The organism is Candidatus Sodalis pierantonius str. SOPE (genome assembly GCF_000517405.1).
GTDB classification, from domain to species: domain Bacteria; phylum Pseudomonadota; class Gammaproteobacteria; order Enterobacterales; family Enterobacteriaceae; genus Sodalis_C; species Sodalis_C pierantonii.
On sequence record NZ_CP006568.1, the window covers coordinates 698,925 to 711,316 of the forward strand.

12 protein-coding genes, 1 tRNA gene and 2 pseudogenes are annotated in these 12,392 nt (G+C 57.8%); 14 read left to right on the plus strand and 1 reads right to left on the minus strand.

Going from position 1 to position 12,392, the window contains the following annotated elements; all coding sequences use genetic code 11:
* Positions 1–332 precede the first annotated feature (332 nt).
* The 14 genes and pseudogenes from cydA to SOPEG_RS29120 all read left to right on the plus strand — a co-directional run bounded on the left by cydA (position 333) and on the right by SOPEG_RS29120 (position 11,069).
* On the plus strand, positions 333–1,901 hold the full coding sequence (gene cydA, locus SOPEG_RS03670) for a cytochrome ubiquinol oxidase subunit I (protein WP_025244338.1): 1,569 nt from the start codon (positions 333–335) through the stop codon (positions 1,899–1,901).
* Positions 1,902–1,918: 17 nt separating this feature from the next.
* A complete protein-coding gene (gene cydB, locus SOPEG_RS03675) occupies positions 1,919–3,058 on the plus strand; it encodes a cytochrome d ubiquinol oxidase subunit II (protein WP_025244339.1) in 1,140 nt (379 codons plus the stop codon).
* A 16-nt stretch (positions 3,059–3,074) separates the two neighbouring features.
* Positions 3,075–3,188, plus strand: coding sequence for a cytochrome bd-I oxidase subunit CydX (gene cydX / locus SOPEG_RS23970; protein WP_071882029.1), 114 nt, complete (start codon positions 3,075–3,077; stop codon positions 3,186–3,188).
* Positions 3,185–3,472: a cyd operon protein YbgE gene (gene ybgE, locus SOPEG_RS03680; RefSeq protein WP_025244340.1), complete on the plus strand. Its 288-nt coding sequence runs from the start codon at positions 3,185–3,187 to the stop codon at positions 3,470–3,472. Before cydX ends, ybgE begins: the two co-directional genes overlap by 4 nt.
* Positions 3,473–3,604: 132 nt before the next feature.
* Positions 3,605–4,010 (plus strand): annotated as a pseudogene (gene ybgC / locus SOPEG_RS03685) (tol-pal system-associated acyl-CoA thioesterase).
* Complete coding sequence (tolQ, locus tag SOPEG_RS03690) at positions 4,007–4,693, plus strand: Tol-Pal system protein TolQ (RefSeq protein WP_025244341.1); 687 nt, start codon at positions 4,007–4,009, stop codon at positions 4,691–4,693. The pseudogene ybgC and the gene tolQ overlap by 4 nt, the downstream one beginning before the upstream one ends.
* 15 nt (positions 4,694–4,708) lie before the next feature.
* A complete protein-coding gene (gene tolR / locus SOPEG_RS03695; protein WP_025244342.1) occupies positions 4,709–5,131 on the plus strand; it encodes a colicin uptake protein TolR in 423 nt (140 codons plus the stop codon).
* 54 nt (positions 5,132–5,185) lie between these two features.
* The gene (tolA, locus tag SOPEG_RS03700) at positions 5,186–6,055 is read left to right on the plus strand and encodes a cell envelope integrity protein TolA (protein ID WP_025244343.1); all 870 of its coding nucleotides are present in this window, start codon (positions 5,186–5,188) and stop codon (positions 6,053–6,055) included.
* A 156-nt stretch (positions 6,056–6,211) separates the two neighbouring features.
* Entirely contained in the window at positions 6,212–7,504 is a 1,293-nt protein-coding gene (tolB, locus tag SOPEG_RS03705) for a Tol-Pal system beta propeller repeat protein TolB (protein ID WP_025244344.1), read from the plus strand.
* A 43-nt stretch (positions 7,505–7,547) separates the two neighbouring features.
* Positions 7,548–8,066 (plus strand): peptidoglycan-associated lipoprotein Pal, encoded by a 519-nt coding sequence (pal, locus tag SOPEG_RS03710; RefSeq protein WP_025244345.1) that lies wholly within the window; start codon positions 7,548–7,550, stop codon positions 8,064–8,066.
* A gap of 9 nt (positions 8,067–8,075) precedes the next feature.
* Entirely contained in the window at positions 8,076–8,864 is a 789-nt protein-coding gene (gene cpoB, locus SOPEG_RS03715) for a cell division protein CpoB (protein WP_025244346.1), read from the plus strand.
* A 177-nt stretch (positions 8,865–9,041) separates the two neighbouring features.
* A tRNA-Lys gene (locus SOPEG_RS03720) sits at positions 9,042–9,117 on the plus strand.
* A 253-nt stretch (positions 9,118–9,370) separates the two neighbouring features.
* Complete coding sequence (gene nadA, locus SOPEG_RS03725) at positions 9,371–10,417, plus strand: quinolinate synthase NadA (RefSeq protein WP_025244347.1); 1,047 nt, start codon at positions 9,371–9,373, stop codon at positions 10,415–10,417.
* Between the two features lie 202 nt (positions 10,418–10,619).
* The gene (locus SOPEG_RS29120) at positions 10,620–11,069 is read left to right on the plus strand and encodes a metallophosphoesterase family protein (protein WP_051419427.1); all 450 of its coding nucleotides are present in this window, start codon (positions 10,620–10,622) and stop codon (positions 11,067–11,069) included.
* Positions 11,070–11,427: 358 nt separating this feature from the next.
* On the opposite strand, the pseudogene zitB reads toward SOPEG_RS29120, so the two are convergent.
* Positions 11,428–12,244, minus strand: a pseudogene (gene zitB, locus SOPEG_RS03735) (CDF family zinc transporter ZitB).
* Positions 12,245–12,392 lie beyond the last annotated feature (148 nt).

Sequence of the window (12,392 nt, forward strand, 5' to 3'; positions counted from 1 at the left end):
CAAATACACAAATTTCTAAACAGGCTCATCGGGACGCCGTATCGCGCCGGGTTTGATCATTATGCGGTTTTAATACCTCCATCACTAAAAATATATTTATCCTGAGGACATTGAGGGGTACTATACGGGCATTCCCAACCGGTTATGTTGGTATTTCTTTAATCCGTCTGTGGCGCCGCTGACCTTCTTCCCCTCAAGAGTCCGAGGCAGCAGGCGGTTAATGATAACTATAAAGCCTTTATTATTCACCGCGCCTTTCCGGCTGTCCTGCTCATGGGTACGGCCGCAGCGACGCATGTGGGATCCTTCCCTGCGAGGAGCAAGGAGTCATCATGTTTGATGTCGTCGAACTATCACGATTACAGTTTGCTTTAACGGCGATGTACCATTTCCTGTTTGTGCCGCTAACGCTCGGTATGGCGTTTTTGCTGGCCATCATGGAAACGGTGTATGTGCTCTCCGGCAAACAGATCTATAAAGATATGACCAAGTTCTGGGGCAAGTTGTTCGCTATCAACTTCGCCCTCGGCGTCGCTACCGGTCTTACCATGGAGTTCCAGTTCGGTACCAACTGGTCATACTTCTCCCATTATGTCGGCGACATCTTCGGCGCACCGCTGGCCATTGAAGGGTTGATGGCCTTCTTCCTGGAATCCACCTTCGTCGGGTTGTTCTTTTTCGGTTGGGATCGCCTCGGTAAAGTGCAACATATGGCCGTGATCTGGCTGGTGGCGCTCGGCTCCAACCTGTCCGCGCTGTGGATCCTGGTCGCCAACGGCTGGATGCAAAATCCCATCGCGGCGGATTTCAACTACGAAACCATGCGTATGGAGATGGTCAGCTTCGCCGACCTGGTGCTCAATCCGGTGGCGCAGGTGAAATTCTTGCATACCGTGGCCGCGGGTTACTGCACCGGCGCAATGTTCGTCCTTGGCATCAGCTCTTACTATCTGCTGAAGGGGCGCGATATCGCCTTCGCCAAACGCTCGTTCGCCATCGCCGCCTCTTTCGGCATGGCGGCGGTGCTGTCGGTCATCGTGCTGGGGGATGAGTCCGGCTATGAAATGGGCGACGTGCAAAAAACCAAGTTGGCCGCTATCGAGGCGGAATGGAATACCGAGCCGGCGCCGGCCTCCTTCACCCTGTTCGGCCTGCCGAATCAGGAAGACCAGACCAACCATTTCGCGGTACGGATCCCTTACGCGCTGGGCATTATCGCCACCCGTTCCACCGATCGCCAGGTCACTGGCCTGAAAGATCTGATGACGCAGCATGAGGTGCGCATCCGCAACGGCATGAAGGCCTACAGCCTGCTGCAACAGCTGCGCGAAGGCAGCACCGATCCCGCGGTGCGTGCAGCGTTCAACAGCGCTAAACAGGATCTGGGTTACGGGCTGTTGCTTAAACGCTACACCGATGACATCACCCAGGCCAGCGAGCAGCAGATTCGCCAGGCTACCAGCGATTCCATCCCGCGCGTTGCGCCGCTGTATTTTTCTTTCCGTATCATGGTGGGCTGCGGCGTGCTGCTGCTGCTGCTGATCGCCGCCTGTTTCTGGACCGTGCTGCGCAACCGCATCGGTCAACCCCGCTGGCTGCACCGCGCCATGCTTTATGGCATCCCGTTGCCGTGGATCGCCATCGAGTCCGGCTGGTTTATCGCCGAATATGGCCGTCAGCCCTGGGCTATCGGTGAAATCCTGCCGACCGCGGTCGCCAACTCGACGCTGACCGCCGGCGACATCCTGTTCTCAATGGGGCTGATTTGCGGACTGTACACGCTGTTTTTGGTGGCCGAAATGTATCTGATGTTCAAATTCGCGCGTCTGGGGCCGAGCAGCTTGAAAACCGGCAACTACCATTTTGAACAATCGTCCGTTTCCTCGGTGAGCGCACGGTAATACAGGAGCGAATGACTATGTTTGATTACGAAGTATTACGTGTTGTCTGGTGGGTGCTGATTGGCGTACTGCTCATCGGCTTCGCCGTCACCGACGGTTTTGATATGGGTGTCGGCATGTTAATGCGCCTGTTTGGCCGCAACGACGTTGAGCGTCGGGTCATGATCAATACCATCGCCCCGCACTGGGACGGTAACCAGGTGTGGCTCATCACCGCCGGCGGCGCCCTGTTCGCCGCCTGGCCGATGGTCTATGCCGCGGCGTTCTCCGGCTTTTACATCGCCATGATCCTGGTGCTGGCCTCGCTGTTCTTCCGCCCGGTCGGTTTCGACTACCGCTCGAAAATCGATGACGCCCGCTGGCGCAATATGTGGGACTGGGGCATCTTCATCGGCAGCTTCATTTCGCCGGTGGTGATTGGGGTGGCGTTTGGCAATCTGCTCCAGGGTGTGCCGTTCCATGTCGACGAGTATTTACGTTTGTATTACACCGGTAACTTCTTCCAGCTGCTTAACCCGTTCGGCCTGCTGGCGGGCATCGTCAGCCTGGCGATGTTCCTGACCCAGGGCGGCACCTATCTGCAAATGCGCACTGGCGGCGATTTGCAGGTGCGGATGCGCGGCATCACCCAGCTTACCGCGCTGGTCACCCTGCTGACGTTCCTGTTGGCCGGTATTTGGGTCGTCAACGGCATCGACGGTTATACCGTGACCTCGGTTATCGACAGGGCCGCGCAGTCCAACCCGCTGCATAAAGAAGTGGCGCACCAGGCCGGCGCATGGATGGCGAATTACCACGCCTATCCGGGATTATGGATCGTGCCGGCGCTGGGCGTGCTGCTGCCGCTACTGACTATCGTCTTTAGCCGCGCGGGGCGCAGCGCCTGGGCGTTTATCTTCTCTTCGTTGACCGTGGCCTGCATCATCCTGACCGCGGGGATCACGCTGTTTCCGTTCATCATGCCGTCGAGCACGATGCCCAACGCCAGCCTGACCCTGTGGGACGCGACGTCGAGTCTGGGGACGTTGAAAGTCATGACGGTGGTGGCGATCATTTTCGTGCCGATTGTGCTGCTCTATACCATCTGGTGCTACTACAAGATGTTCGGTCGCATCACTAAAGAACATATTGAACAAAACACGCATTCGCTGTATTGAGTTAAGGAGCTTAACCATGTGGTATTTCGCCTGGATTTTAGGAACGCTGTTGGCCTGCGCCTTCGGCATCATTACCGCGCTGGCGCTTGAGCATCTGGAAGATACCCGCGGCAAAGATGCCCTGAAATGACAGGGCAGACCCTTGCGGCCCTGTATGATCTGACGGATAAGCGCCCTCTGCGGGCGCTTTCCCTGGTCATGGCGCTCACCTTTGCGGGCTGTGTTTTCTGGACGCCTTCGCGTTTCGCCGCTCAGACCAGTCCGCTGTCCTGGTGGCAGGGAATGGTCATCGTTTGGGCGGTTTGCGCCGGTGTCGTGCATGGTACCGGCTTTCGACCGCGCCGGCGTCTGGTTTTTCTGCCGCTGCCGGCGATGTTGATCATGATCGGCGCCTTGATTTACAGTTTCTCATAATAACTTTACGGTCCTTTAAGCCCGCAATGTAAGGGACCTAAAATATTTTCTTTCCCCCCGGCTTACCTATTCCCAATGTGATCTGTCTTGCGTATAGTAAGCACCGTTGTTTTTGCGTTGTTGGACGGTGGAGTGAGTATTTCGTATTTCCAATGGCCGGTTCGCGTCTATTATGAGGATACCGACGCTGGCGGCGTGGTCTACCATGCACGTTACGTCGCCTTCCTATGAACGCGCGCGCACCGAAATGCTACGCGAGCACAATTTCCATCAGCACGCGCTCATGCGCGCGAACGTGGCGTTCGTGGTGCGGCGCATGGCGGTGGAGTATTTTGCCCCTGCGCGCCTGGACAATTTACTGCAAGTAGAAAGCGAAATCGTCTCCCTCAAGCGCGCCTCTCTGACCTTTGCACAACGCATCCTGAATGCCTACGGGCGGTTGCTCAGCCAGGCGGATGTCGTGATCGCATGTGTCGATCTACAGCAATTGAAGCCGATTGCGCTTCCTACGTCTTTTGTCGCGGAGTTCAAGCAGTGACTGACATGAACATCTTTGATCTGTTCCTGAAAGCGGGCTTTTTGGTAAAACTGATCATGCTGATTTTGATATGCTTTTCCATCGCTTCCTGGGCGATCATTATTCAGCGTTCCCGTATTCTGACCTCCGCCGCACGTGAAGCGGAAGCCTTTGAGGATAAATTCTGGTCCGGTATCGAATTGTCCCGCCTGTATCAGGAAAGCCTGACGCGGCGCGACAGCCTGAGCGGCTCCGAGCAGATTTTCTATGCCGGCTTCAAAGAGTTCGCGCGCCTGCATCGCGCCAACAGCCACGCCCCCGAGGCGGTGGTGGAGGGCGCCTCGCGCGCCATGCGTATTTCGATGAACCGTGAGCTGGAAGCGCTGGAAACCCATATTCCGTTTCTCGGCACCGTCGGCTCCATCAGTCCGTATATCGGTCTGTTCGGCACGGTATGGGGCATCATGCATGCTTTCATCGGGCTTGGCGCGGTCAAACAGGCCACGCTACAGATGGTCGCACCGGGGATAGCCGAAGCGCTCATCGCCACCGCCATCGGTCTTTTCGCCGCCATTCCCGCGGTCATGGCGTTCAACCGCCTGAGCCTGCGCGTCAACAAGCTTGAGCAGAACTACGACAACTTTACCGAAGAGTTCATCGCCATCCTGCATCGGCAGGCTTTCGCCAGCGATAGCGCTAAGTAAGCAGGAGGGTAGAGGATGGCCAGAAGACGCTCGCGTAGAAAAATCAAGTCCGAGATTAACATCGTCCCCTTGCTCGATGTGCTGCTGGTGTTGGTGTTAATTTTTATGGCGACGGCGCCGATTATAACCCAGAGCGTTGAGGTGGATTTGCCCGATGCGACCGACTCCAAAACCGTCGGCAACGATGATAATCCGCCGGTGATCGCCGAGGTGGTGGGTATCGGCCAATACAGTCTGGTGGTCGATCACCAGCGCCAGGAGCAACTGCCCTCCGAACAGGTAGTTTCCGAGGCGCGCGCCCGTATCACCGCCAATCCCAAGACGGTGTTTCTGATAGGCGGCGCCAAGGACGTGCCTTATGATGAGATCATCAAGGCGCTGAACTTACTGCATCAGGCCGGCGTGAAGTCGGTCGGTCTGATGACGCAACCTATCTGACGGTCGGCTGGTGACGCGAGTTATTACCGGCCAACCCCTTTTTGGGAATAGATTGTGTTGAAGGCTACCGAACAGAACGACAAGCTCAAACGTGCCATTATTCTGTCGATTGCGCTGCATTGCGTCCTGATCGCCGTATTGATCTGGAGCTCGATCCATCAGCCGCAAGAATCCAGCGCGGGCGGCGGCGGGTCGTCTATTGACGCCGTGATGGTCGATCCCGGCGCCGTGGTGCAGCAATATAACCGTCAGCAGCAGCAAACCGATGCGCAGTGGGCACAGCAGCAGCGCGACAAGCAGGCTCAGCAGCAGGCAGAAGAGCTTCAGCAAAAGCAGGCGGCGGAGCAGCAGCGCTTAAAAGCGCTGGAAAAACAGCGTCTGGCCGCGCAGGAAGCGGCCGCGGCGAAACAGCAGGCGGAGGCGCAAGCCAAGCAGGCCGCGGCTGAAGCCAAGAAGCAGGCGGAGGCGAAAAAGGCCGCCGCTGCCGACGCCAAAGCCGATCAGGCGGCGAAAGATAAAGCCGCCGCCGCACAGGCCGCCAAGCAGTCCAGCGATGTGGATGCATTGCTGGGCGGCCTGACCGAAGCCAAAAACGCGCCCAAAGCCGGTGGCGCGCCGGCGGGGGCCGGTAAGGCTAAACTAAGTGGCGCTAGCGGGGCGGAAGTGGATGCCTATAAAGCTCAAATACAGGCGGCTATCCAGAATAAACTGTATGACTATAACAACTATAGCGGCAAAACCTGCGATATCCGCTTTAAACTGGCGCCGGACGGCTTTTTGATCTCGGTGAATGCCCTCGGCGGCGACCCGGCGCTATGCCAAGCGGCGATCTCCGCGGCGAAATTAGCCAATATTCCCCGGCCGCCCAGCAAACAGGTCTATGAAGCGGCTAAAGAAGGGGTGATTACGTTTAAGCCTGACTAATAACCTTGTGGCGGAGCGCGAGGGTTAATAAATAGTCCTGTTTAGGTTTAAGATTTATACTATGTTGTCTAATGGGAAGATGTAGTGTTGTTTAACCCGACAAGTTTACAATTCTGCAATTGCGACCGCCGCCCTGGCGTCGGTTTGGGAGATGAAATGAAGCAGGCATTTCGAGTAGCGTTAGGTTTGTTGGTTTTATGGGCTTCCGTGTTGCATGCGGAAGTGCGTATTTTGATCACCCAAGGGGTGGATTCCGCCCGGCCCATCGGCGTGGTGCCGTTTAAGTGGGCGGGGCCCGGCGCGGCGCCCGAAGATATCGGTGGCATTGTCGCCGCCGACCTGCGCAACAGCGGTAAATTCAACCCGCTAGACACCTCCCGCCTGTCGCAGCAGCCTGCCACCGCGGCGGAAGTTACCCCGGCCGCCTGGACGGCGTTGGGTATCGACGCCGTGGTGGTGGGGCAGGTGCAGCCGAGCGCGGACGGCAGCTATATGGTGTCTTATCAATTGGTGGATACCTCGGGTAATCCCGGCGCGATTTTAGCGCAAAACCAATTTAAAGCGCCGCGCAAATGGCTGCGTTGGTCAGCGCACACCGTTAGCGATGAAACTTTTGAAAAGTTGACCGGTATCAAGGGCGCGTTCCGCACGCGCATCGCCTACGTGGTGCAAACCAACGGCGGCCAGTTCCCCTACGAATTGCGGGTAGCGGATTACGACGGTTATAACCAGACGCCGGTGCACCGTTCGCCGCAGCCGCTGATGTCGCCGGCCTGGTCCCCAGACGGCAGCAAGCTGGCCTATGTCACCTTTGAAAGCGGGCGCTCGGCGTTGGTTATCCAGACACTGGATAGCGGCGCTGTTCGTCAGGTGGCGAGTTTTTCGCAGCATAACGGCGCGCCGGCTTTCTCGCCGGACGGCAGCAAGCTGGCTTTTGCGCTGTCGAAGACCGGCAGCCTGAATTTGTATGTGATGGATTTAGGATCGGGTCAGATTCGTCAGGTGACCGACGGTCGCAGTAATAATACGGAGCCGACCTGGTTCCCGGACAGCCAGACGCTGGCGTATACCTCCGACCAGGGCGGCCGTCCGCAGGTGTATAAAATCAATATTAATGGCGGTACGCCGCAGCGCCTGTCCTGGGAAGGCTCCCAGAATCAGGATGCCGATGTGAGCTCGGACGGCAAGTTCCTGGTTATGGTCAGCAGCAACAATGGCGCGCAGCATATCGCTAAACTGGATCTGGCAACGGGAGCCGTACAAGTATTGACGGACACGTTTCTGGATGAGACGCCTAGCGTCGCTCCCAATGGCACAATGGTTATCTACAGCGCTTCGCAAGGGCTGGGTTCCGTGTTACAGCTGGTCTCGACTGATGGGCGTTTCAAAGCGCGTCTTCCGGCAACCGATGGACAGGTCAAATTTCCTGCCTGGTCGCCGTATCTGTGATGCATGTGTAAATGTGTATGGCAAACTATAAAAGGAATATGAGATGCAACTGAACAAAGTGCTGAAAGGGCTGATGTTGGCGGTGCCAGTCTTGGCGATTGCCGCATGTAGTTCTCACAAAAGCGCCAACAATGGCGACGAATCTGCCATGGGCGCCGGTGCTGGCACTGGCATGGACATGAACGGCAACAACGCGTCGTCCGACGAGCAGGCTCGTCTGCAGATGCAAGAGCTTCAGCGCAACAATATCGTTTACTTCGATTTGGATAAATACGATATCCGCTCTGAATTCGCTCAGATGCTTGACGCTCACGCCAATTTCTTGCGCAGCAACCCGTCCTACAAAGTGACCGTTGAAGGCCACGCGGATGAACGCGGTACGCCGGAATACAATATCGCCCTGGGCGAACGCCGCGCCAATGCCGTGAAGATGTATCTTCAGGGTAAAGGCGTTTCCGCCGATCAGATCGCTATCGTATCTTACGGTAAAGAGAAACCGGCCGTACTGGGTCACGACGAAGCGGCTTACGCCAAAAACCGTCGGGCCGTCCTGGTTTACTAAGAGTCTTGCATGAGCAATAACTTCAGACCTTATCTGTTGAGTCTGTCGTTATTGGTTGGCGTAGCGGTCCCCTGGGCCGCTACCGCTCAAGCGCCAATCAGTAATGTCGGCTCCGGCTCGGTAGATGACCGGGTCACTCAACTTGAGCGTATTTCCAATGCGCACAGTCAACTGCTAACCCAACTTCAGCAGCAGCTCGCCGATAATCAGCGCGACATCGACTCGCTGCGCGGCCAGATTCAGGAAAACCAATACCAGCTGTCGCAGGTCGTCGAGCGGCAAAAACAGATCTACCAGCAGATGGACAGCCTCTCTAGCCAAGCGCCGGCCGCTTCCCAAGACGGTCAGCCCCAGGCGTCCACGTCCACCGACGGCGGCAGCCAAGGCGCGACGCCGGCAGCCAGCACGGCCACCGCCGGCAGCGGCGACGCCAACACCGACTACAATGAGGCGGTGGCGCTGGTGCTGGAGAAAAAACAGTACGACCAGGCCATAAGCGCGTTCCGCAACTTTGTTAAACGTTACCCTTATTCCACCTATCAACCCAACGCCAATTACTGGCTTGGGCAGCTCAATTATAATCAGGGTAAAAAAGACGACGCGCTCTATTATTTCGCCCTGGTGGCTAAGACCTACCCCAAATCCCCCAAAGCACCCGACGCATTGTTGAAGGTGGGCGTCATCATGCAGGAGAAAGGCCAGAAAGATAAAGCCCGGGCGGTTTATCAGCAGGTCGGAAAACTGTATCCCAGTGCCGAGGCGGCCAAACAGGCGCAAAAACGGCTGGCGGGTCTGTAACCATGACGGGTCTAAACGGGGCAGGGCGGCGTAAAACGGGTCAGAATGCTCGAAGATCAGGCAGTTGGCCGCGCTTGAACTAATTAATGGTTGCGTCAAAATTTATAATAAGTAATATATGCCGCCGTTGCCCGGGGAAAGCTGATTTCCTCTGGCCGCGGTTGTCATCGGGTATCGGGGTCGTTAGCTCAGTTGGTAGAGCAGTTGACTTTTAATCAATTGGTCGCAGGTTCGAATCCTGCACGACCCACCATTCTTTTGATTACCTTAACTCTCACTCTCTGTGTTAGCCGCCGCTGTCCGCGCGAATGAGTAAATGACGCACGATTTGAAGACGTGTCTGTGTTACCCACTAAACAATTTTTCGCCATAACGCACAAAATAGGCGCGACAACCGGCCATAAATCTCGTATTTTGTTTAGCATACAAAACCCAGATCTTCGCCAGCCGGTCACTTGTCTCTTAAAGGGCCCGGTGCGGCGACTGCGTAGCGCCAGAGAGCAGCGATGAGTGAACTAATCGACGACTTTGCCACCCTTTATCCTTTCCCGCCCAAACCGGCGGCGTTGAACGAGGAGGAAAAGGCCGGCTTGCGGGAGCGCATTGCACGTCTGCTAAAGGCGCGCAACGCGGTTATCGTGGCCCACTACTATACCGATCCGGAAATTCAGGCGCTGGCGGAAGCAACCGGCGGCTGCGTGGCGGATTCGCTGGAGATGGCGCGTTTTGGCAGCAGCCACCCGGCCACCACGCTACTGGTGGCCGGCGTGCGCTTCATGGGTGAAACCGCCAAGATCTTAAGCCCGGAAAAAACCGTGCTGATGCCGACGCTGCACGCGGAATGCTCGCTCGATCTCGGCTGCCCGGAGGCGGCGTTCAGCGCGTTTTGCGACGCTCACCCGGATCGAACGGTGGTGGTGTACGCCAACACCTCCGCTGCGGTCAAAGCGCGCGCCGACTGGGTAGTGACGTCCAGTATCGCGGTTGAGCTTATCGATCATCTCGACAGCCTGGGAGAGAAGATTATCTGGGCGCCGGACCGCCATCTTGGCCGCTATGTGCAAAAACAGACCGGCGCGGATATGCTGTGCTGGCAAAGCGCCTGTATTGTGCATGATGAGTTTAAGACCCAGGCGCTACGCCGTATGAAAAGACTTTATCCCGACGCGGCCGTGCTGGTCCATCCCGAATCACCGCAGGCGGTGGTCGATTTGGCCGATGCGGTCGGTTCCACCAGCCAGCTGATTCAGGCGGCCAAGACATTGCCGCAGCAGCAGATGATTGTGGCCACCGATCGCGGCATTTTTTTCAAAATGCAGCAGGCGTGCCCGGAGAAGACCTTATTGGCGGCCCCGACCGCCGGGGAGGGTGCCACCTGCCGTAGCTGCGCGCATTGCCCGTGGATGGCGATGAACGGGCTCAAGGCTATCGCGGCGGGGCTTGAACGGGGCGGCGTGGAGCATGAGATACGGGTCGAGGAAGCCGTACGTCAGCGGGCGCTGGTACCGTTGAATAGGATGCTGGCTTTCGCGGCCGACCTTAAGCGCCCCTAAGATTATAGCGCGGGGTCGCGCCTGGGCGGGCCGCCGTGCAGACGGGGGCCCTGGCTGAGCTATACAGGCTGCCTCGTAAATTGATGCCTGAGCTGACAGCCACGCAGAGTGGTGCGCTGGTTGCGCCTGAGCGGGCGAGCTCGGCTTAGCAGGCCGCAAACCGGCGGCACGTGGCCGTAGCGGGCGCGATGACAGGGCCGCTATGCGCACCGTCTTGAACGCGTGCTACTGGATCGACGGGGGAAAGGGGCCGCTACATTTTGCGGTGGATTTCAGAGAATTGCGACTTATCGGCCTGGATACTACCGTGGAGGGAACCGCGGCGGGTCAGGTGGCGGAACATCTGCCGTGGCTGCGCGATGCGTTGTCGGCAAAAGGGCCCGCGGCGTCAATGCTGTTTTTACATCATCACGTGTTCGAGTGCGGTATCGCGCCCATGGATCGCATCATGTGCGGAGGATCGGCGGCGTTGGGCACGCTACTGCGCGATCATCCGCGTCGACCGCTTGCGCTGGCGACAGGCCATGCGCATCGCCCCGCGGCAGGCACGCTGGCGGGCATACCCGCCTACCTCTCTGGCTCGATTTGCCCCGCCAACCCGTTGTGGTTGGGGTCGGCGACAATACCCCCGTGGCCGATCCCCCCGCGCTGATGATCCACCGCCTGGCAAACGGCTCCCTGGCGAGCCACTTTATTGTCGTTTGATTCCGCCGCCACGTTCGGTTTAACCTTGTTCGGCAATCGGCAATCGGCAATCGGCAATCGGCAATCGGCAATCGGCAATCGGCAATCGGCAATCGGCCAACACCCTTTGTTTTTGGCTATCGGCTATCGAGAATCAGCAGACAATCTTCGGCTTTGGATTACCGGCTATCGGCGAACAACCCTTGGTTTTGGCTACGGGCCACCCCCTTCGGCGTGCGATTAGCGGTTGCCTACAAAAAGGGAAAGAGTCAGCGGCAACGTCAGCCCTCTGGCCGGGTTATGGCCCGGCCGAGGATCCAGCGAGGTTAATGATGGTGATGGGCGTGCAGGTTCACCGCACTCTGATGGATCACGCAATGATCCTCTTCGCAGCGCTGATACTCCATTTGGATGGTCGCGTGCCCGATGTGATAGTGCTCCAGCAGATAATCCTGAATGCGGTGCAAGAGCCCGTCGTGGTCGCGGGGTGGAATGACCTGCACATGCAGCGTCATTAACGGCCGCTCGCCGACCTGCCAGAGATGGACATGATGAATATTGCGCCCTTCGGGGATATTGCGCGTCATTTCGCGCTTGAGTTTCTCAATATCAAACTGCTGTGGAGTACCTTCCAACAGCTCGTGCAGACTTTCACGCAGCAACCACCAGCCGCTGCGCAGCACCAGACAAGAAACCAGAATCGACAGCAGCGGGTCGATGGGTAGCCAACCGGTATAGAGGATCACCAGCGCGGCGATAATGGCGCCGACCGAGCCGAGCAAATCCCCCAAAACATGCAGCGCCGCCGTGCAGCAGCCAGAACGAGACTATGTTCGCCACCAGCCCGGCGACGGCGATGGACATCATGGTCCAGCCGGCTATGGGTTGGGGGGCGAGAAAGCGATGCGCGGCTTCCCAGACGATCATCACCGTGATAAACAGCAGCGCCAGCGCATTGAGAAACGCCGCCAGCGTGGTCAAACGCAGATAATCGAAGGTGTGGCGGATATTGGGTCGGCGGGCGGCAAAACGTACCGCCAGTAACGCCATCAGCAGCGCGGCGGTATCGGTCAGCATATGCCCGGCGTCCGCCAGAAACGCCAGCGATCCCGATAGCCAGCCGCCGACCGCCTCGACAAGCATGAACAGCACCGTGACGACAAAAGCCGCCAGCAGGCGTTTATGCGCGCCCGTTTGCGCATCAGGGGACGGGTGGTCATGTCCGTGCCCACGGTGACCGCCGTGGTGCGCCTGCGTTGCGGCTACAGGTGCGTGGGAATGGAGAGGATCT

Bases quoted from the DNA above. Each gene is read 5' to 3' on its own strand.
- ybgE (WP_025244340.1), top strand. From the start codon at position 3,185: ATGACAGGGCAGACCCTTGCGGCCCTGTATGATCTGACGGATAAGCGC.
- cydA (WP_025244338.1), top strand. From the start codon at position 333: ATGTTTGATGTCGTCGAACTATCACGATTACAGTTTGCTTTAACGGCG.
- tolR (WP_025244342.1), top strand. From the start codon at position 4,709: ATGGCCAGAAGACGCTCGCGTAGAAAAATCAAGTCCGAGATTAACATC.
- SOPEG_RS29120 (WP_051419427.1), top strand. From the start codon at position 10,620: ATGCGCACCGTCTTGAACGCGTGCTACTGGATCGACGGGGGAAAGGGG.
- pal (WP_025244345.1), top strand. From the start codon at position 7,548: ATGCAACTGAACAAAGTGCTGAAAGGGCTGATGTTGGCGGTGCCAGTC.
- cydB (WP_025244339.1), top strand. From the start codon at position 1,919: ATGTTTGATTACGAAGTATTACGTGTTGTCTGGTGGGTGCTGATTGGC.
- cpoB (WP_025244346.1), top strand. From the start codon at position 8,076: ATGAGCAATAACTTCAGACCTTATCTGTTGAGTCTGTCGTTATTGGTT.
- nadA (WP_025244347.1), top strand. From the start codon at position 9,371: ATGAGTGAACTAATCGACGACTTTGCCACCCTTTATCCTTTCCCGCCC.
- cydX (WP_071882029.1), top strand. From the start codon at position 3,075: ATGTGGTATTTCGCCTGGATTTTAGGAACGCTGTTGGCCTGCGCCTTC.
- tolB (WP_025244344.1), top strand. From the start codon at position 6,212: ATGAAGCAGGCATTTCGAGTAGCGTTAGGTTTGTTGGTTTTATGGGCT.